This is a genomic window from Arthrobacter gyeryongensis (genome assembly GCF_039543785.1).
In the GTDB taxonomy this organism is placed as follows: Bacteria; Actinomycetota; Actinomycetes; order Actinomycetales; family Micrococcaceae; genus Arthrobacter; species Arthrobacter gyeryongensis.
The window spans coordinates 15,501-33,061 of sequence record NZ_BAABKK010000002.1 but is presented as its reverse complement, the minus strand read 5'-3'; the positions used below and the strand labels follow the sequence as shown (position 1 = coordinate 33,061).

Genomic DNA, 17,561 nt, shown 5'->3' with positions numbered 1-17,561 from the left:
CGCGAAACGCGGGCGGTTTCAACTGTTTCCTGTCCGCGTACGGGGAGTTCATCAACTCCGCACCGACCGTTAATAATCGAGCCCCACCCTTCAAGGGTAAGACGTTTCCTAAATAATTCGATTTAGGAAACATCGTTTCCCCGGAGGTGCTCGTGGGCCGACTTGTGCTCAACCAGTTGTCGCGTTCATTCAAGAACGTGTCGGCGGTAAAGAACGTATCGCTCACCGTTGAAGACGGTGATTTCCTGGTCCTGCTCGGTCCCAGCGGCTGCGGCAAGACCACTCTGCTCCGCATGATCGCGGGCCTGTTGGAACCGACGTCGGGCTCGCTCGAATTGGACGGAACGGACATCACCGCCGCTCCATCCAAGAAACGCGATTTGGCGATGGTGTTCCAGAGCTACGCCCTGTACCCGCACCTCAGCGTCGCGAAGAACCTTGCCTTCCCGCTCCACGTGCGGCGCACCGACAAGCAGGAAGTCAAGAAGCGCGTGGAGGCCGTGGCCGAAATGGTGGAGATCGGCCACCTCCTGGACCGCAAGCCCAAGGAACTGTCCGGCGGCCAGCGCCAACGCGTCGCAGTAGCCCGCGCCTTGGTGCGCGAACCCAAGGCGTTCCTCATGGACGAGCCCCTGTCCAACCTGGACGCCAAGCTCCGCACCGCAACCCGGCAGGAGTTGGCCGGACTACACAAGCGCCTCGGTGCCACGTTCATCTACGTCACGCATGACCAAGTGGAAGCCATGACCATGGCAACCAAGATCGCGCTGCTCAACGGAGGTCAGCTCGAGCAACTCGGCACACCGGAAGAGCTCTACGACAAGCCGGCATCCGTGTTCGCCGCAGGCTTCCTGGGATCCCCGGCCACCAACCTGATCGACGCCGAACTTTCCACCAGCAACGGCTCCATCACCGTCATGGCACCCTCTCTGGAAGCCGTGCTGTGGGACGGGCAAACACCGCAGCGGGACGTTGTGCTGGGCATCCGCCCGGAACACTTGAGCATCCACGCGCCCGGCTCTTCCGCAGCCGCGCCGAGCTCCGGGGCAGCCCTTCGGGGCATCGTTGACCTGAGCGAAAACCTCGGCAGCGAACAAGTCATCTACTGCCGGGTCGGCGGGAACCGCGTGGCCGTCCGCGCCCCGCGAGGTATGCACTGGGAGCCGGGCAACGCCGTCGTACTCAGTGCCGACGCCAGGAACCTCCACCTCTTTGACCGCGTAAGCGGCCGGCGCCTCGAATGGCAGGAGGACGCGAAGCATGCGTCCTCTGCCAGCTGGGCGCAGCCAGCGGCCTCGGCCTGACATCCACTCTTCCCCCAGACTCCGGCCCCAAACCGGAACCTGCAGTACCCACCCATCCCAGCAATCAAGGAAATATTGTGCGCCCTCTCCGTTCAATTGCACTGACCATCGCCGCTGGCACCGCCGCATTGGCCCTCGCTGGCTGTTCCGGCACCTCGCAGGCCAGCACCGTGAGCAACCAGGTCATCCCGGAACTCACGGCAGACCAGCAAGTCAACATCACCTTCGAAAGCTACAACCTGGCCCAGGCCGGCGTCTGGACCGATACCGTCAAAGGCCTGGTAGCCGACTTCGAAAAGGCCCACCCGAACATCCATGTCACTGCACAGGCGCCGCAGGGCGGCGGCGCCGTCGGATCCAACACGGTCAGCAGCGTCCAGACGCAGCTCCTCGCCGGACACGCACCCGACGTCGCGCAGTTGACGTTCGATTCCCTCGACTTCGCCGCCACCCAGCTTGGCGCCCAGCCCATCAGCGACCTGGTCGGCCAGAAAGCCGTCGACGACGCTCTCGGCGGTGCCCACCCGTTCCACGCCAACGCGAAGCACCTCGCCGACTGGAACGGCAAGACCTACGGCATTCCTTACGTCTTCTCCACGCCTGTCCTCTTCTACAACGCCACCAAGCTCGCCGACGCCGGAATCACCAACCCGGACCTCTCCACCTGGGACAAGGTGGAGGCAGCCGCAAAGGCGGTTTCCGCGAAAACCGGAAAACCGTCCCTGGACATTTCGTGCGCAAGCATCGGGGGCAACTGGTGCATGCAGGGCGTCTTTAAGTCGAACGGGGCCCAGGTCCTCTCCGATGACCGCAAGACCATCGGATTCGGCTCGGACGCGGCCGTTGACACGGTCACGAAGCTGGCCCAACTGACGAAGGACGGCGTGCTGCGCAATGCTGACAGCAGCGCCCAGTCGGAAGGCATTGCAAAGGGTGACACTGCCTTCATCCTCACCACTTCGGCGCTCCAGGGATCCTTCATGTCGGCCGCCACGAAGGGTGGCTGGCAGCTCAAGGCCGCCGGTATGCCCTCCTTCGGCGGCAAGCCTGCCGTGCCCACCAACTCGGGCTCGGCCTTGTTCGTACTCTCGCAGGATCCCGCGAAACAGCGTGCCGGCTGGGAACTGATCAAGTTCATGACCAGCGACCACGCCTACGAGCAGATCTCCACCAAGATCGGCTACCTGCCCCTGCGTACCTCGCTGACCGCTCCCGGTGGTTCCCTTTACGACTGGGCCCAGAAGAACCCGCTCCTTGCACCGAACCTCGCGCAGCTTGACCGCCTCCAGCCGTGGGTTTCCTACCCGGGAAACAGCTACGTGCAGATCGACGACATCCTCGGCAAGGCTGTCGAAAACGTCGTCTACTACGGCAAGGACGCAAAAACCACCATGGCCGACGCCCAGAAGCGCGCCCAGGACCTGATCCCCTAACTTCCCAGACCCATCTTCCCCGGCCCATCCGGAAGGACACCAGCTGTGACAACCACTGCCGAGGACGCAGTCTTCGGAACCCGCAACCGCCCCTACCCCGTAGAGGGCACCTACAACTTCCGGAGCACGGCGGGCTATCCCGCCGCCGATGCTCCCGCCGCCGCGGCAGGCGATGCCGCCGTCGTGCGGACCATCCGCGAAGGAAAGCTGTACCGCTCGGACGCACTGCACGGGCTGACCGACGCCGGACGCCGGCAATTCTCCGAGCTCGGCATCCGTCTGGTCATCGACTTGCGTGACCGCACCGAACTGGCGAAGTCGCCCAGCAACCTTGACGGACTCGCCGTCGACACCAGGCACAACCCGATTTTCGAAGCGGGCAACGTCCCCGCTACCGCGGAGATCACCACCCTGGCGCACATCTACCGGCTCATGATCCAGAGCCACGCCCAGCGCCTTGCCGACGCCGTTCGCCTCATAGCCGACTCCGGGACTGACCCTGTCCTGGTGCACTGCACCGCGGGCAAGGACCGCACCGGCGTCGTGATTGCCCTGGCCCTCCTGGCGGCGGACGTGGACCGCGAGCAGGTGATCCTCGACTACACAGCCAGCGAGGAAAACCTGCGCGGCGAATGGAGCGAGGCCATGATGGCCGCCGCCTCCAGCCACCCGGGCCTTGCGGGCATCGGCGAGGAACTCCGGGAAATCGTCTCCGCGAGCCCCGCCACCGTCCTGGAAACCACGCTGGACCTCGTGGACGAACTGTATGGCAGCGCCACCGGCCTGCTCCGGGCACACGGTTTCAGCGACGCCGACCTCGAACGGCTCAGGGACGTCCTGACCATCAGCACCACCCGCTAAGAGCCACTCACTTACAAGGAGACAAGACCATGAACACCGAACTCCAGCACCCGGCCCCCGAGCACTTCATCCTGCACATCAGCGACACCCACTTCGTGGCCGACAACGATCTCCTGCACGGCAGCGTGGACAGCGACGAGAACCTCCGCCAACTGTTCCGCGACTTCGTCAAGGCCCAGGTCAAGCCCGAAGCGCTGGTGTTCACCGGCGACCTCGCCGACACTGGCCGCCCCGACGCCTACGTCCGCCTCCGCAACATCGTGGAGCCCGTGGCCCAGGAGCTCGGCGCCAAGATCATCTGGGTCATGGGCAACCACGACGCGCGCACCGCCTTCCGCTCGGGCCTCCTTGACTCCGACGCGGGCGAAGAATCCGTGGACATGGTCCACGACGTCAACGGCTTGCGCATCATCGCCCTGGACTCCACGGTTCCGGGCAAGCACCACGGCGAAATCTCCGACGAGCAGCTCGCTTGGCTGTCCGATGTCCTGGCCACCCCGGCCCCGCACGGCACTCTCATCGCCCTGCACCACCCGCCGGTTCCCAGCCCGCTGGAGATGATGGCCATGTTCGAACTGCGTGAACAGAGCCGCTTCGAGAAGGTTATCGAAGGCACGGACGTCCGTGGCATCCTGGCCGGCCACCTGCACTACTCCACGTTCAGCACCTTCGGCGGCGCTCCCGTGACGGTTGCGTCGGCCACGTGCTACACGCAGGACCTGAACGTCGCGCCGAAGTCGATGCGCGGACAGAACGGCGCGCAGGCGTTCAACCTGATCCACCTTTACCAGAACAAGATGCTCAGCTCCGTTGTGCCGATCGGCGAGTTCTCCACGGTGTACTCCGTCACGGCTGAGCAGATGGCCGCCTTCGAGAGGATGACCCTCGAAGAGGCGACCACCGCGATGACCGCTCCCGGCGAGGAGTCCGACGTCGAGCCCTCCAGCGCTGCCGAAGCGGCCGACGGCGAGCTCGCCGAAAGCGTTCGCTAAGCAGCCACAGCACCGGAAGGAAGCCGAAAGAATGTTCATCGAGACCGCCGGGCCGGCAACGGGCATTGCCCCTGCCGGCCCGGCGGGGCTCCCGGCCAACCGGCGCCCCAAGCGCCGCGCCCTGAGCCCCTACCTCTACATCCTGCCCGCCGTGGTCCTGCTTCTTGTGTGGACCTACTGGCCTCTGGGACAGACCGTCAACCTGTCCTTCAACGACTGGAACCTGATCCCCACGAAGCCCAAGCAATACGTTGACGTGCAGAAATACGCGAAGGTCCTGAGCCTGCCCGAACTGCACCAGGCGCTGATCAACACCGGCTTGTATATCCTGGCGTTCCTGGGCATTTCCGTTGCCTTGCCGCTCGTGTTCGCGCTGCTCTCGCGCAAGGTCCAGGGCAAGGCCCGCACTGCCTACCAGGCCCTGATTTTCGTTCCTTTCCTCATCACGCCCGTGGCCAGCAGCGCCATTTGGCGGTGGCTGTTCGCGCCTGAAGGCGGAACGATTCCCGCGATCGCCGCCGCCCTCGGCGCGCCGATGGGCAATGTGTTCCGCGATCCCGACAGTTCGATGATCGCGGTGATCGTGATTGTCGGCTGGCAAATGCTCGGCTTCGGAGTGCTGGTTGTTTCGGCCGGGCTGGCGGGCATCAGCCCGGACTATGCAGCAGCCGCGTCGATCGACGGCGCGAGCGGCAGGCAGATCACGTGGCGGATCATCATCCCTTTGCTTTCGCCGAGCCTGGTGTTCCTCTCCCTCATGACCATCCTGCTGTCCGCGCAGTGGACATATCCCATCATCGACCTCGTGACGCAGGGCGGCCCGGGCAATTCGTCCACCAACATCTACTACCTGCTGTACCAGTTCGGCTTCAGGAACTTCGACGCCGGCCTGTCCTCCGCGGCGGGCACGCTCTTCTTCCTCGGATTCGGGCTGATTGCCCTGGTCTTCGTGGAACTCTCGGAGCGACTCAGCTTCTACGACAACTAGAAAGAACCACCATGGCCTTCATCACCATCGCCCCGCCGGCCCAGCCTGGTTCCTCGGATGCTCTGCCTTCAGTGCGGACGAAAGTTTCGGAGCCAACGCCGGCGCCTGACGCTGGGCGCGGACGCATGCGATTTGCGTCGTTGCGGCTTGGGTCATTGCGGTTAGTACCCAGCCACGTTCTCCTAATCGCCTTGGCGATCGTCTCGATCTTCCCCATTTACTGGATGTTCGTCACGGCCTTCCGGCCGCCGTCGGACGCCTTGTCCACCAACCCGTTGCCGGGGCCGCTGAGCCTGGAGAACTTCCAGTACGTCCTGAAGACCATCCCGATCGCGGGCATGCTGGCGAATACCTTCGGCATGGCACTGACGCTGGCGGTGTCCCAATTGCTCGTGGCCATCCTGGCTTCCTACGGCTTCGCGCGCTGGGACTTTGCCGGAAAGAAGGCCTTGTACTTGTTGTTTGTGGGGTCCTGGCTGGTGCCTTTCCAAGTCACCATGATTCCCAACTACTTGCTGGTGTCCCAGATGGGCCTTCTCAACACCATCACCGGCGTCGTCATCCCTCAGTTGTGTTCGGCCTTTGCGGTGATGATGCTGCGCCAGCACCTGGAGGCATTCCCGAAGGACCTCGTGGATGCGAGCCAGATGGATGGACGGTCGTCATGGAGGACGCTGTGGGAAGTGGTGGTTCCGAACCTGCGGCCAGCGCTGGCGGCCCTTGGCATCATGCTGTTCATCAGCGCCTGGAACGAATACCTGTGGCCTTCCTTAATTATGCAGAAGTCCGATGCCCTCATCCAGGTAGGCATCCGCGGCTTCCTGGGCGCCGAAGGCAACAACTGGGGCGCCATCATGGCAGCGTCCTCGCTCGCGTGCCTGCCGATCTTCCTGATCTACATCTTCCTGCAGCGATACGTCGTGGATGCGTTCGTCCGTTCGGGGTTGAAGTAGCCCCCCGCCCCGAACCCTCGCTCACTAGATGTGAGCGAGGGATCCGGAAAACAACCACATAAGTGAGCGAGCGTCTTGGGTGAGCGAGTTAAACCAAGGAGTCCCGGTAATATCACCCTAGGAAAGCGGCTAGGAAAACTCCTTCAGCGCCTCGGTGAGCAGCCCACCTGGAGACCCCAGCCGGACATGGACACCGTTCGAAGCCACCAGTTCGCCAGCGATCACGACGGCGGTGACGTCACTCGCCGTCGCGCTGAACGCGAACTGCTGCGGCATGGAACCGGCTGTCCGCACCGAGTCCGGAGCCACGGCCATGAGATCGCACACCGCACCTACCTCAAGTGCAGACCCTATGGGCGTGGCCATGGATGCGGTTGCGCCGATGGTGGCCGCGTGCAGCAGTTCCTGGGGTGAGAACCTGCCCCGCTGGCCGGAGCCGAGGCGTTCTCCGTGTTCCAAGGTGCGCATTTCAACCCAGGGATCAATCACCGCGTGTTGGTCCGTGCCCAGGGCGATGGTGGAGCCGGCGTCGGACAATGCGCGTGCCGGCCCGATGCCATCGGCGAGATCGGCCTCAGTGCTGGGACACATCACCACAGTAGATCCAGCATCCCCGAGGAGCTGGATGTCGTCCGGCGTCAGGTGGGTCGCGTGGACGGCGGAAAGCCGCCCGGACAGTAGGCCATGCCGGGCAAGAAGTCCGGCCGGTGTGACACCGTAAGCCTGCAGGCAGGCCTCGTTCTCCGCCGGTTGTTCGCTGAGGTGGATGTGGAGCGGAATGTCGGTGGGCAACTGCCGGGCGACGGTCTTGAGCGCCTCCTCCGGTACGCCGCGGACGGAATGCAGTGCGGCTCCCACACTCACCCTGTCCGGAGGGAAAGTCCGAGCCACCTCGGCCCGCAGTGACGCAAGCCGGTCCAACCAGGCTTGCGCATCAGCGTCGCCAAACCGTGCCTGTTCCGGGCTGAGCGGAGTCCCGATCCCTCCCGCGAGGTACAGGGTGTCAAGCAATGTCAAACGGATCCCGGCTGCCATGGCAGCCCTGGCCAACGCCAGTTCCATCGCGTGCGGCTCGGGATACGGAGTTCCTTCCGGCTGGTGGTGGACGTAGTGGAACTCCGCCACGCTACTGAAGCCGGACACCACCATTTCGGTGAAGACTGCGGTGGCGAGCTTCTCGTATTTCTCCGGCGTCAGTTCCGCAGCGCTCCGGTACATTTGCTCCCGCCAGACCCAGAAGTCACCGCGCCCGTCATGCGTCCGTCCGCGAAGGATCCGGTGAAAAGCGTGCGAATGGGCGTTGGCCGCGGCCGGGAAGACGACGCCGTTCAGTATCTGGTCACCCGTTTCGGGCTCGACGCCGGCGGCGATCCGGGAGATGCGCCCCTCGTGCACTTCCAGCCGAACGCCGGTGGCGACAACCGCGCCGCCCGGGACAGAAGCGCCGTCGGAGTTTACAAGCGCCGCCTCGCACCAGAACCCACTCACAGGAGTCCCTCCAGAACGTCGGCGAGGGCAACCGCGCCGGCGGAGGCATCCTCGTCGGCGACGTACTCTTCCGGGGAGTGTGAGATTCCGCTCGGGTTGCGGACGAAAAGCATCGCCGAGGGGACATGTCCAGCCAAGACTCCGGCGTCGTGCCCTGCGCCGGTTGCCAGCACCGGCGCGCCCGGCAGGAGTTCGCCAATGCGTCGGCTCAGCTCGGGATCAAAGTGCACGGTGTCACTGTAGGACTCCTCGGTGAGGCTGACAGTGCACCCCTCACCTGCCGCGATTTCCCGGGCCGCGCGGTAGATCGACTCGATCAGTTGCGCCGTGACGGCGTCGTCGGGATGGCGGGCGTCGAGCCACAGATCGACCCTGGAGGCAATCACGTTGGTGCCTCCCGGTACCGGGGTCAAGCGGCCGACCGTGGCCCGCGCATCCGGCTGCTTCGCCGCGGTGTCGCGGACGGCAACGACGATCTGCGCGGCCGCGACCATCGGATCGGCGCGGTCGGCCATGAGGGTGGTCCCGGCGTGGTTGCCTTGGCCGCTGACGCTCAGCTTCCAGCGGCCGTGGCCCAGAATGGAGCTTCCGACGGCGATGGCCGGCCCGCTCCGGCCCAGCCCCTTCCCCTGTTCCACATGCAGTTCAACGAAGTCGCCGATTCGCGCCATGGCTTCCGGATCGGGACCGACGTGCCGGGGATCCAGGCCATTGCTCCGGGCAATGTCGGCGAAAGTGTTGCCGTCGACGTCGCGCAGGTTCAGCGCCTTGTCGACGTCGATGGCACCGGTCAGGAGCCGCGAGCCCAGGCAGGCTACGCCAAAGCGGGATCCTTCTTCTTCCGGGAAGACTGTGATGGCCACGGAACGCCCCGGCTCTAGACCGCGGGAAACGAGGACGTCAACGGCGGCGAGTGCGGACGCGACTCCGAGCGGCCCGTCGAAGGCCCCTCCTCCCGGGACGGAGTCGAGGTGGCTGCCGGTGACGAGCGCACCGTCCTGGGGCTTTCCCCACCAGGCCCAGATAATGCCGTTGCGGTCGGTCTCGACGCCGAGGCCGCGCCGTTGGGCTTGTTCGATGAACCACTGCCTGAGGTCAAGCTCGGGCGTCGAGTAGACGGCCCTTGAGTATCCTCCGCGCACCGCATCGCGGCCCACATCCTTGATCGAGTCAAGGAGCTGATTGACGGTTTCCACGTATTCCTCCGATGAATGAAGACTGCCACCAAGTAAAAACCACTTGTCACCCCATGACAAGACCCTGAGCGCAGAACCGTGACAATCAACAGGCCCGAAACGCCATCGAAACGGCTTGTTCCCACCAGGCGTCTCAAATCCCGGAATCTCAGGTAATTTCACGAAATCTATTGCCATTCGATGAAAGTTGATTTTTACTAAGTGGCAAAACATGGTGATTCGGACCACTTGAAAGCAGGTCAGTCAGTGGCAGCAGACTCTTCCACCCGGACGGTCGAAAGGGCGTTGGCACTCCTGAGCGCGGTCTGTACCGATGGCGCAATCAGCTTGAGCGACGCCGCACGCGTTGTTGACTTGTCAGCCAGCACCGCGCTCCGTCTCCTCCGCACTCTGGAAGGCAGCGGCTTCGTGAAGCGGGACCCGAGCGGGAACTTCCGGCCCGGCGCCAGTGTGATCCAGTTGGGAGCACTCGCGCTGGGACAGGAATCCCTCGTGTCTCTATGCACACCGCATATGAAGAGGCTGGTGGCCGAAACGGGCGAGTCCTGCTATTTGAGCATTCCTGGTCCTGGGGAAACCGGAATCTACATCGCCATTGTCGAAGGTACGCACTCTGTCCGGCACACCAGTTGGGTCGGCAGGAGCATTCCGCTGGAAGGATCCGCCGCCGGGAAGGTCCTGACTGGCGGGCAGAACGGCCGCGGCTTCGCCATCGTGCGAAGCGGCGTAGAAGACGACATTACGGCCGTCGCCGCACCCATCGTGATCGGCGGTCGCACCGTGGCAGCCCTCAGTATCGTCGCACCGAGCTACCGCTTGGGCGAAGCGAAGGCCCAGACATTTGGCGAGGAACTGGGGAGGGTGGCGAACAGCATCCTCGTGGAACCCTCCGGAGACCATGAAGTGCCCCAGGAAAGCATGGAAAAGAAATGATCAAGTTTGAAATGTCACCAAGGCGTACCCGGACGGGACGGTCGCCGTCGATGGCCTGAACCTCGAGGCGCCCACCGGCAAGTTGACCATCCTGGTTGGCCCGTCCGGTTGTGGCAAAACAACCTCGCTGAGGATGATCAACCGCCTCATCGAACCCTGACGATCCTTCCGGAGTTCGGTCACTAAGCATGCTTAGCTCTGGACGTCCGGACAGGACGGGAGTAGCTTAATATCCAGACACCGCACTGGGGAGGTGGAGTGTTTGGCTGGGTTTCTGGGGTGCCGTCGCATTTCTTTGCTTCACCCCGTTCTTCTCGCCGTTTTAGGCGCATTGGCGTGGTTGCTATGGCTGGCCGGCCCTTCGCAGGCCGCTAGCGTCATGCCGACGATTCCGGCTGTCCCGTCACCGTCGGTTTCACTGCCCCCGGTTCCCCTCACGGATCCCGTTGGATCGCTTGTCAACCACGTCCAGTCCGCGGTTCCAGGTCCGACGCAAGTGGCTGCCCTTCCCGGAACCGTGGTCAGCCAGCTGCAGGGCTCTACGGTGGCTCCTCTTGTCACCGGGATCACCGATCCCGCGAGTTCCTTGGTTGATACGGCGGTCGGCACACTTCCGGCATTGCCCGGGCTGCCTTCGGTGCCCCAACTGCCCTCACTGCCGGCCTTGACTCCCCCATTACCGCCGTTGCCGCCATTGCCCGGGGTCCTGGATCCTCCGGGAACAGGCCTTCCGATCGGAGCAGTCCCTACCGTTCCGGTGAGGGCTCGGACCGGAACCGAAGCACTGGTGCCGAATGATCCCAAATTTCTCCATGCCGGAACGCTTTCGCCAGCCCCCGGACGCGGAACGGCGACGAGCACACGGATCCCCGGATTCATTCTGGCCGACCTTGTTGTCCTGCCCCCGGCCGCGCTGGCGACGACGGACATGCCACAGGTTCCGGGCGGCCCTCCGCCCGGCAAACAGGTCCCTCCGGTGGCACCGCCCCAAGAGTCTGGCTCGACGTCGGAATCGCAAGGTGGCTCGGCCGCCAACGGCGCGGCGGACCTCCCTGAACAACGTGCACTGGCACCACCGTTCCACGGCAGCCCCGTCCCCGACGGCGGGCAAGCCCCCGCGGCCGAACCTGCATTCGATCCGGGGTCAACTCCCGACTGAACAGGTCAACCCTGCCCCCATGGCAGGCACGACCACCTGCGCCAAACAGCGCGGGACCAAGTCTCAGTCAGGAGAAGGCAATGCAAGTCCAAACCAGTAGCAACCAAGCAATCCGAGCCACGAAGACATCATCCTGCCGAATCATAGGAAATTGGCCCGACCCCATGCAGAAGGGAGGTATATAGATAACATCGCGACAGGCGCTCAGCGCCCATAAGGGAACAAGGACGCCGGCCGCGCAGTCAATCTGACTGCGCGGCCGGCGTCGTGATGCTGAAGATAGGACAAGGTCCCTTTAGAACAGGCCGTTCACCACAGCCTGGGTGAGCTGGTGGAAGATGTCGGTGCGCGCGGGGATATCGCTCTCGTCCTGGCCTTTGGTGTAGACCACGAACGCGTAGGAGTCGGTCCCGTTGGTGAGGATGCTGGCGTCGTGGAGTTCGTCGTCGAGCAGTCCGTACTTGTGGAAAACAGTGATTCCGGCCGGCACTGCGGCGGGGATGAGTGATTCATAGTTGGTGTTCTGCATGTAGGACAACAACTGCGCGGTGTCCTGCTGGTTCAACAGCTTCCCGCCGTAAAGGCCGGCCATGATGCTGGCCATTTCGCTTGGAGTCAGCGTGTTGTTCATGGGGTCATAGCTGACGCCGATCGATGCGGCGTAGGACTGCAGTTCCGAATAGCCGACAGCGTCCATGACCAAGGACCAGGAGTCATTGTCGCTGTCCTGGATCATCTCCTTGATCTGGAATCCAGCCGTGTAGTCGCCCAAGGGGTCGTCAAGGGACACGGCTCCCGTTTCGACGAGGTGATAGTACGCAGCGGCAGCCAGGACCTTGGCCGTGCTTGCTGCCTCGAATGGCGCCTGGACCCCGTACTGATGGCTTGAGCCGTCGGATAGATCGATCAGGGTGACGCCGATCTGGTACTGGCCGTTCGCGTCGATGATGCCGTTGATCTCGGCGTCCAAGGCGGGGGTCACGCCGGTAGCTGGCGCAGCCGGCGCTGCGGCTGCGGGAGCTGCGACTGCGGGAGCTGCGACTGCTGGAGCGGCAGTTGGCGCCTCGGCCGTCGTCGACGACGGTGCGGCGGCCGCCGTCGTCGTGGCCGCCGTCGACGGTGTTGCGGCTGGAACAGCTGCCGACGGCGTGGCGCTCGCCATCCCCGATACCTTATGGGAGACGGATGAACGGGCGTGCGCAGCCGAGTAGACCGTGACGGTCAGCGTCAAGGCCAGAATGGCCGCGAAGGCTGTCAGCAAGGCCGATCGACGTCGGCGGGGACTCCAGCTGTTCCACCGACTTCTCTTTCGTCCGGACCCTTGGCCGGGACGACGGGGCTCTTGCTCTTCCATAATGAACCAACCGTAGCTACTGCAGCTATGTAAGAGCTATGAAAATCCTGTCCGTCAGCCACGTGTCGCCTGCGTGAATATCAGGCGTCACGGATCGGTGAGCCCAATATCGTGAACCGGGTGCCACCCATCTCTCCGGACAGCATCGGCATTGCCTCACTTATCGCGGCCCGGACGCTGTCCAGCTTCAGCGATCCTTGGTGTGCTTCTGCCGATTCCCATAGTTCGCAGACAAAGACCGTGTCCGGCGATTCTTCGTTGACGCCCACCTCGTAGAGCAGGCAGCCCGCGCCCCGGAGCTCCGGTTTCGGTCTGAGCAGGATGGATATAACGGCGTCGCGTTGGCCAGGCTTTGTGCCGAGGCTTCCTACATTTGCAAAAGTCATGGGCCCATTGTGCTTCATCCCTCCGACGTTATTGCGGAGTCGCGTATCGGCGAACAAAGTTGCCGAGGATCTTCATTGGTTCGGTCGCCGTGATCTTCCGGGCGTCAGCCATCAGCTGCTCAGCAGCCTCCGGCGGGAAGTATCCGGCATGGCGATAAGTGTCGATCCGCGTGACGAGCCCCTCGGAGTCGAGCTCCGGATGGAATTGGGTGGCGTAAAGGTTCGTTTTGATGCGGAACATCTGCACCGGGCAGGCTGCCGAGCTGGCAAGCAGCACCGCGTGTCCTGGCAGGACCGTGCAGGCTTCCTTATGGCCGGTAAAGGCGACAAAGCGCTCGGACATGCCTTCGAGGAGCGGGTCTTGGAGGCCCTCCGCTGTGAGTTTGATGGTCACCCCGCCGAGTCCTTCACCGTAGGTACGATCGATCACAGCCCCTTGGTGAAGCCCGAGGGTTCCGACCCCATAGCAGGCCCCCAGAAAGGGAAAGTCGGCGGCAACAATCGTGTCCAGCAGTTGCGCGAGTTCCTTCTCCACCCGTTTCTGGACCGGGCTCTTGTGTTCCGGCGGGTCGCTCGAAGTGAAGGGGCTGCCACCCACTATCACGCCGGAATAGTCGGAGAGCTCAAGCGGCGGCAGGGGCGCCGCCTCCATTCGGATGCGTTGTAGCTCCTCGGGAACGAGCCCTCCAAAACGAAGATACGCCTGGTACTCTTCCTCGGCGGCGGCGTCTTCGGCGCGAGATGCGAGCAGGAGAAACGGCTTCACAGGCTAAGTGTGCGCCCGGTGCCCGTGGCGCGCCAGCATTCGGCTGAAACATGGCATCGAGGGGAGGTGAGCCGCCGTTCACGTGGAAGAAATGTCCGGATTTCGGGCGGAATGGAAGGATTTCACCTCGATTGGCCCAGGAATCCGCGGAATCACTGGGGTCTTTGGCACCTGTCCCGGGCGACCACTCGCCTGTGCCGGGGCGGCGTTAACATTCCCGAAACACGCCCGTCATGCGTTCTTCACGCCAAGCCCGGTTATGTAACGTCCCCGCAATTTTTCCTCGCATTGCTTGAAACACGGAACCGGAAACATTGAGCAGGGGAAGAACGGGACCAAGCTGCGGCGGTCTCCTAAAGCATTCCGATATGAAGGGAAGCGCACGTGAATATCACTGCGGAAAACGTTTGGGTAATGGTGTCGGCGGCACTTGCACTGCTCATGACTCCGGCACTCGGCCTCTTCTACAGTGGCATGACGCGGGCCAAGGCCTCCCTCAACATGATCATGATGAGCTTCATCTCCGCGGGCATCGTAGGCGCCGTGTGGATCCTGTGGGGCTACTCGATGATCAGCGGCAAGAGTGTCCTGGGGATTTTCGGCAATCCGTTCACCAGCTTCGGCTCGGCGGACCTGGTCGGTTCCACCGATCTCATCAAGCTCGGCTTCAGCGCCACCTTCGCCATCGTCACCGTGGCCCTGATCAGCGGCGCCATCGCCGATCGCGCCAAATTCTCATCCTGGGTCATCTTCGTCCCCATCTGGATCACCCTGGTGTACTGCCCCTTGGCTTTCATGGTCTGGGGCGGCGGCCTCCTAAGCCCCGGTGGAGCCATCAGTTCGGTCTTCGGTCAGGTGATTGATTTCGCCGGCGGAACAGTGGTGGAAATCAGCTCCGGCGCTGCCGCGTTTGTCCTGGCATTGATCCTTGGCAAGCGCCACGGCTTTGGAAAAGACCCGAACCACCGCCCGCACAACCTCCCTTTCATCATGCTTGGCGCCGGCCTCCTGTGGTTCGGTTGGTTCGGTTTCAATGCCGGCGCGGCAACGACGTCGGCGCAGGCCGGCTTGATCTGGGTCAACACCCTTGTAGCCCCGGCCGGGGCCATGCTCAGCTGGTTGGTCACCGAGAAGATCCGGCACGGCCACCCGACATCCTTGGGCGCCGCATCCGGCGTCGTCGCCGGCCTCGTCGCTATTACCCCCGCCTGTGCCAACGTGGCTCCCGCTGCAGCCCTCGGCCTGGGGCTGGTGGCCGGCGCCGCCTGCGCCGTGTTTGTCGACCTGAAACACAAGTTCGGCTTCGATGACTCCCTCGACGTCGTGGGTGTCCACCTTGGTGGCGGGCTTGTCGGCACGCTCGCACTCGGATTCATCGCGCTACCCGTCAACGGCAAGGGTGGGGGATTGTTCTACGGCGGCGGACTCCAGCAGCTCGTGGCGCAGATCGTCGCCATTCTTGTCACCCTTGCAGTGTCTGGAATCATGACAGCAATCATTGCCCTTGTGATCCACAAGACCGTCGGATTCCGGGTCAGCCACGAGGCGGAGCTCGCCGGAGTGGACTTGTCCGAGCACGCCGAGACCGCGTACGAGTTCGGCAGCATGTCCCGGAGCCACTTCAACGCCCTTCCGCACGTTGCCGCGATTCCCCACGTCAACATCCCTGTCTCGGCCCGAGCCGCCGCTGCCGTCCCGGTTTCAGCCCGTGCTGCTGCCGTCGCATCGTCCCCCGCTGCCACTCCCGCCGTCGAGCTCCAACGCGATACGCAAGCAGACCCCGCCTAGCGAATGCGGGCATTTCCGCGGACGCAAGGGACGCGTACGCTCAATTTGTGGATATCGTCGATTTCCTCTCGGACCGCCTGGACGAGGACGAGGCCGCGGCGCGGAGACTCCTCGGCGATCGTTCCGTCTCCGAGGCGGGCAAATGGTACGAGCGGCGCCTCCTTCTGGAATGCGAATCAAAGAGAAGGCTGCTCAGGATCGTAGAATCCGCACGGCAGACGGCCTTGGCCACGATGGTTCGCGGCACGCTTGGGGAGACCCCGCAGTGGATCCCGGAGTCGATCGAATGGACCACGAAATCTTTGAATGCCCTCGCGCTGCCCTACTCTGACCATCCGGACTTCGAGCCGGAATGGCTGGCGGGGACGTAGCTGGCGGACGCGAGGCGCGTTGGGTGGAGATCGGCAAGATCTTGCCGAAATGAGGTTTTGACGGCTTCACAGCAAGCAAAATCATTACTTTCGGCAGCATCTTGCCGATTTTGGCAAAATGGTTCAGAATTTACTAAGAATACTGTCAAATCGGCAACATCGTGCCGGATCATCGGAGACTCGTGGAAGACCTAGCGGCGATTGCGGCCACCATCCGGAAAGCACGCAAAGAGGCCGGAATCACGCAAGCTGACCTTGCCGACCTTGCCGGGACTTCCGAAAGGACCGTGCGGGCGATTGAGACCGCCACCGGAAATCCTTCGCTGGGGGCCGTCGTGGCCGTAGCCAACGCCGTCGGCCTGCACATGGCAGCAGTCTGATGGCCGACGATTTCGAGGAGTTGAAGTTCGTTCGTGCAGCGGACGTTCACAAAGGCGGCGTCCTGGCGGGCCACCTTGCCCGCACTGGCCCGGGCGGGGTCAGTTTTTCCTACGCGGCGGAGTACCTGACATCCGGTTTGCCCGCGGTTGCCAGTTCGCTGCCCGTGACGGACCATCCCGTCGAGACTCCCGCTGGCGCTCTTCCGCCGTTCTTCGCGGGCCTGCTGCCGGAGGGGCATCGGCTGAGCGTGCTCAGGGACGCCACCAAAACCAGCTTCGACGACGAACTCACCCTCCTGCTCGCAGTCGGCGCCGACGTGCCAGGAGACGTCCAAGTGGTCCCTAGCGGCGAAATTCCCACCGAACCGGCACCCCTTGCCGACACATCCAGGCCCGAGGAATTGGACTTTGCCGCCCTCGCCAATGCAGTGGACCGCCATGCCATCCCCGGAGTGCAGGACAAGGCAAGTGCCTCCATGCTGACCACACCACTGTCTCTCCGGGGGCAGCGGTATCTGCTCAAACTCGACCCGCCCAACCACGCACACTTGCTGGTAAACGAAGCGCTGCACCTTTCCGCCGCCAAGGATCTCAAGATCCCTGTAGCGAAGAGCCATATCATCGCCGACATGCACGGGCTGCCTGGGTTGCTGGTGGAACGCTTCGACCGCGTGCAGGACAAGGATCGCTCCTGGGTGCGCCTGCCCATGGAAGACGGAGCCCAGGTCATGGGTCTGCCACCGGCTTCCAAGTATTCCGTGACGTCGGAGGACGTCGCTGCTGCGCTGGCCGGGCAGTGCAAGGCCCCACTCGTGGCAAGCCGCAATCTGTACCTGCAGTTTGTCTTTGCCTGGCTGACCGGGAACGGCGATCTCCATGCCAAGAATCTCTCGATCCTCGGGGACCGGCACGGAGGATTCGTTATGGCCCCGATCTATGACATTCCATGCACGCTGTTATACGGAGACGACTCGCTCGCGTTGCCGTTGTCCGGGAAAACCAAAAACCTCAAGGCGAAGCACTGGGCCGATTTCGCGTTGGCCCTCGGCCTACCACAACGCGCCGCAACCGCCGCAAATACATTGGCCCTGTCAGCCTCTGGGAAGGTCAAGTTGGAGGACCTACCGTTTACTGGGTCACCGCTCCGAGGCGCCCTGCGGGAGTTGAGGTTCCGGAGAGGAGAGCTCGCGGGCTGATTGCCGCGCCCAC

General features: G+C 63.5%; 17 protein-coding genes and 1 pseudogene. 13 read left to right on the top strand and 5 right to left on the bottom strand.

Going from position 1 to position 17,561, the window contains the following annotated elements:
* Window positions 1-152 precede the first annotated feature (152 nt).
* The 6 genes from ABEA18_RS01160 (at window position 153) to ABEA18_RS01135 (ending at window position 6,531) form a co-directional block, all read left to right on the top strand.
* On the top strand, window positions 153-1,304 hold the full coding sequence (locus ABEA18_RS01160; protein WP_345447135.1) for an ABC transporter ATP-binding protein: 1,152 nt from the start codon (window positions 153-155) through the stop codon (window positions 1,302-1,304).
* Between the two features lie 77 nt (window positions 1,305-1,381).
* Window positions 1,382-2,737 carry an ABC transporter substrate-binding protein gene (locus ABEA18_RS01155; protein WP_345447132.1) on the top strand — a complete coding sequence of 452 codons (1,356 nt, stop codon included), beginning with the start codon at window positions 1,382-1,384 and terminating at the stop codon, window positions 2,735-2,737.
* 45 nt (window positions 2,738-2,782) lie between these two features.
* Window positions 2,783-3,598, top strand: coding sequence for a tyrosine-protein phosphatase (locus ABEA18_RS01150; RefSeq protein WP_345447129.1), 816 nt, complete (start codon window positions 2,783-2,785; stop codon window positions 3,596-3,598).
* 29 nt (window positions 3,599-3,627) lie between these two features.
* Window positions 3,628-4,590 carry a phosphodiesterase gene (locus ABEA18_RS01145; protein WP_345447126.1) on the top strand — a complete coding sequence of 321 codons (963 nt, stop codon included), beginning with the start codon at window positions 3,628-3,630 and terminating at the stop codon, window positions 4,588-4,590.
* Between the two features lie 31 nt (window positions 4,591-4,621).
* On the top strand, window positions 4,622-5,578 hold the full coding sequence (locus ABEA18_RS01140) for a carbohydrate ABC transporter permease (protein ID WP_345447123.1): 957 nt from the start codon (window positions 4,622-4,624) through the stop codon (window positions 5,576-5,578).
* 11 nt (window positions 5,579-5,589) lie between these two features.
* Window positions 5,590-6,531, top strand: a complete 942-nt coding sequence (locus ABEA18_RS01135; RefSeq protein ID WP_345447120.1) for a carbohydrate ABC transporter permease — start codon at window positions 5,590-5,592, stop codon at window positions 6,529-6,531.
* Window positions 6,532-6,660: 129 nt separating this feature from the next.
* Here the strand turns inward: ABEA18_RS01135 and ABEA18_RS01130 are convergent, their stop codons facing one another.
* Both ABEA18_RS01130 and ABEA18_RS01125 read right to left on the bottom strand, forming a co-directional pair.
* Entirely contained in the window at window positions 6,661-8,019 is a 1,359-nt protein-coding gene (locus ABEA18_RS01130) for a formimidoylglutamate deiminase (protein WP_345447117.1), read from the bottom strand.
* Complete coding sequence (locus tag ABEA18_RS01125; protein WP_345447115.1) at window positions 8,016-9,215, bottom strand: allantoate amidohydrolase; 1,200 nt, start codon at window positions 9,213-9,215, stop codon at window positions 8,016-8,018. The genes ABEA18_RS01130 and ABEA18_RS01125 overlap by 4 nt, the downstream gene beginning before the upstream one ends.
* Before the next feature lie 201 nt (window positions 9,216-9,416).
* On the opposite strand from ABEA18_RS01125, the gene ABEA18_RS01120 reads away from it, so the two are divergent.
* The 3 genes and pseudogenes from ABEA18_RS01120 to ABEA18_RS01110 all read left to right on the top strand — a co-directional run bounded on the left by ABEA18_RS01120 (window position 9,417) and on the right by ABEA18_RS01110 (window position 11,307).
* On the top strand, window positions 9,417-10,148 hold the full coding sequence (locus ABEA18_RS01120) for an IclR family transcriptional regulator (RefSeq protein WP_425550460.1): 732 nt from the start codon (window positions 9,417-9,419) through the stop codon (window positions 10,146-10,148).
* A pseudogene (locus ABEA18_RS24575) lies at window positions 10,145-10,305 on the top strand (ATP-binding cassette domain-containing protein); the annotation flags it as partial. The gene ABEA18_RS01120 and the pseudogene ABEA18_RS24575, both read left to right, overlap by 4 nt.
* Before the next feature lie 222 nt (window positions 10,306-10,527).
* Complete coding sequence (locus ABEA18_RS01110) at window positions 10,528-11,307, top strand: hypothetical protein (RefSeq protein ID WP_345447109.1); 780 nt, start codon at window positions 10,528-10,530, stop codon at window positions 11,305-11,307.
* Between the two features lie 295 nt (window positions 11,308-11,602).
* Here ABEA18_RS01110 and ABEA18_RS01105 read toward each other — a convergent pair whose 3' ends face one another.
* From ABEA18_RS01105 to ABEA18_RS01095, 3 genes are all read right to left on the bottom strand, one after another.
* Entirely contained in the window at window positions 11,603-12,568 is a 966-nt protein-coding gene (locus ABEA18_RS01105) for a serine hydrolase (protein ID WP_345447106.1), read from the bottom strand.
* Window positions 12,569-12,741: 173 nt separating this feature from the next.
* Window positions 12,742-13,047 (bottom strand): putative quinol monooxygenase, encoded by a 306-nt coding sequence (locus ABEA18_RS01100; protein WP_345447103.1) that lies wholly within the window; start codon window positions 13,045-13,047, stop codon window positions 12,742-12,744.
* A 28-nt stretch (window positions 13,048-13,075) separates the two neighbouring features.
* Window positions 13,076-13,813, bottom strand: a complete 738-nt coding sequence (locus ABEA18_RS01095) for a glutamine amidotransferase (protein WP_345447100.1) — start codon at window positions 13,811-13,813, stop codon at window positions 13,076-13,078.
* A gap of 384 nt (window positions 13,814-14,197) precedes the next feature.
* Between ABEA18_RS01095 and ABEA18_RS01090 the strand changes: the two genes are divergently transcribed.
* From ABEA18_RS01090 to ABEA18_RS01075, 4 genes are all read left to right on the top strand, one after another.
* Window positions 14,198-15,601, top strand: a complete 1,404-nt coding sequence (locus ABEA18_RS01090; RefSeq protein ID WP_345447097.1) for an ammonium transporter — start codon at window positions 14,198-14,200, stop codon at window positions 15,599-15,601.
* A 47-nt stretch (window positions 15,602-15,648) separates the two neighbouring features.
* A complete protein-coding gene (locus tag ABEA18_RS01085) occupies window positions 15,649-15,972 on the top strand; it encodes a DUF6221 family protein (protein WP_345447094.1) in 324 nt (107 codons plus the stop codon).
* Window positions 15,973-16,154: 182 nt separating this feature from the next.
* The gene (locus ABEA18_RS01080; RefSeq protein ID WP_284992068.1) at window positions 16,155-16,352 is read left to right on the top strand and encodes a helix-turn-helix transcriptional regulator; all 198 of its coding nucleotides are present in this window, start codon (window positions 16,155-16,157) and stop codon (window positions 16,350-16,352) included.
* Window positions 16,352-17,548: a type II toxin-antitoxin system HipA family toxin gene (locus ABEA18_RS01075; protein ID WP_345447085.1), complete on the top strand. Its 1,197-nt coding sequence runs from the start codon at window positions 16,352-16,354 to the stop codon at window positions 17,546-17,548. Before ABEA18_RS01080 ends, ABEA18_RS01075 begins: the two co-directional genes overlap by 1 nt.
* Window positions 17,549-17,561 lie beyond the last annotated feature (13 nt).

Bases quoted from the DNA above. Each gene is read 5' to 3' on its own strand.
- ABEA18_RS01145 (WP_345447126.1), top strand. From the start codon at position 3,628: ATGAACACCGAACTCCAGCACCCGGCCCCCGAGCACTTCATCCTGCAC.
- ABEA18_RS01140 (WP_345447123.1), top strand. From the start codon at position 4,622: ATGTTCATCGAGACCGCCGGGCCGGCAACGGGCATTGCCCCTGCCGGC.
- ABEA18_RS01135 (WP_345447120.1), top strand. From the start codon at position 5,590: ATGGCCTTCATCACCATCGCCCCGCCGGCCCAGCCTGGTTCCTCGGAT.
- ABEA18_RS01110 (WP_345447109.1), top strand. From the start codon at position 10,528: ATGCCGACGATTCCGGCTGTCCCGTCACCGTCGGTTTCACTGCCCCCG.
- ABEA18_RS01100 (WP_345447103.1), bottom strand. From the start codon at position 13,047: ATGACTTTTGCAAATGTAGGAAGCCTCGGCACAAAGCCTGGCCAACGC.
- ABEA18_RS01075 (WP_345447085.1), top strand. From the start codon at position 16,352: ATGGCCGACGATTTCGAGGAGTTGAAGTTCGTTCGTGCAGCGGACGTT.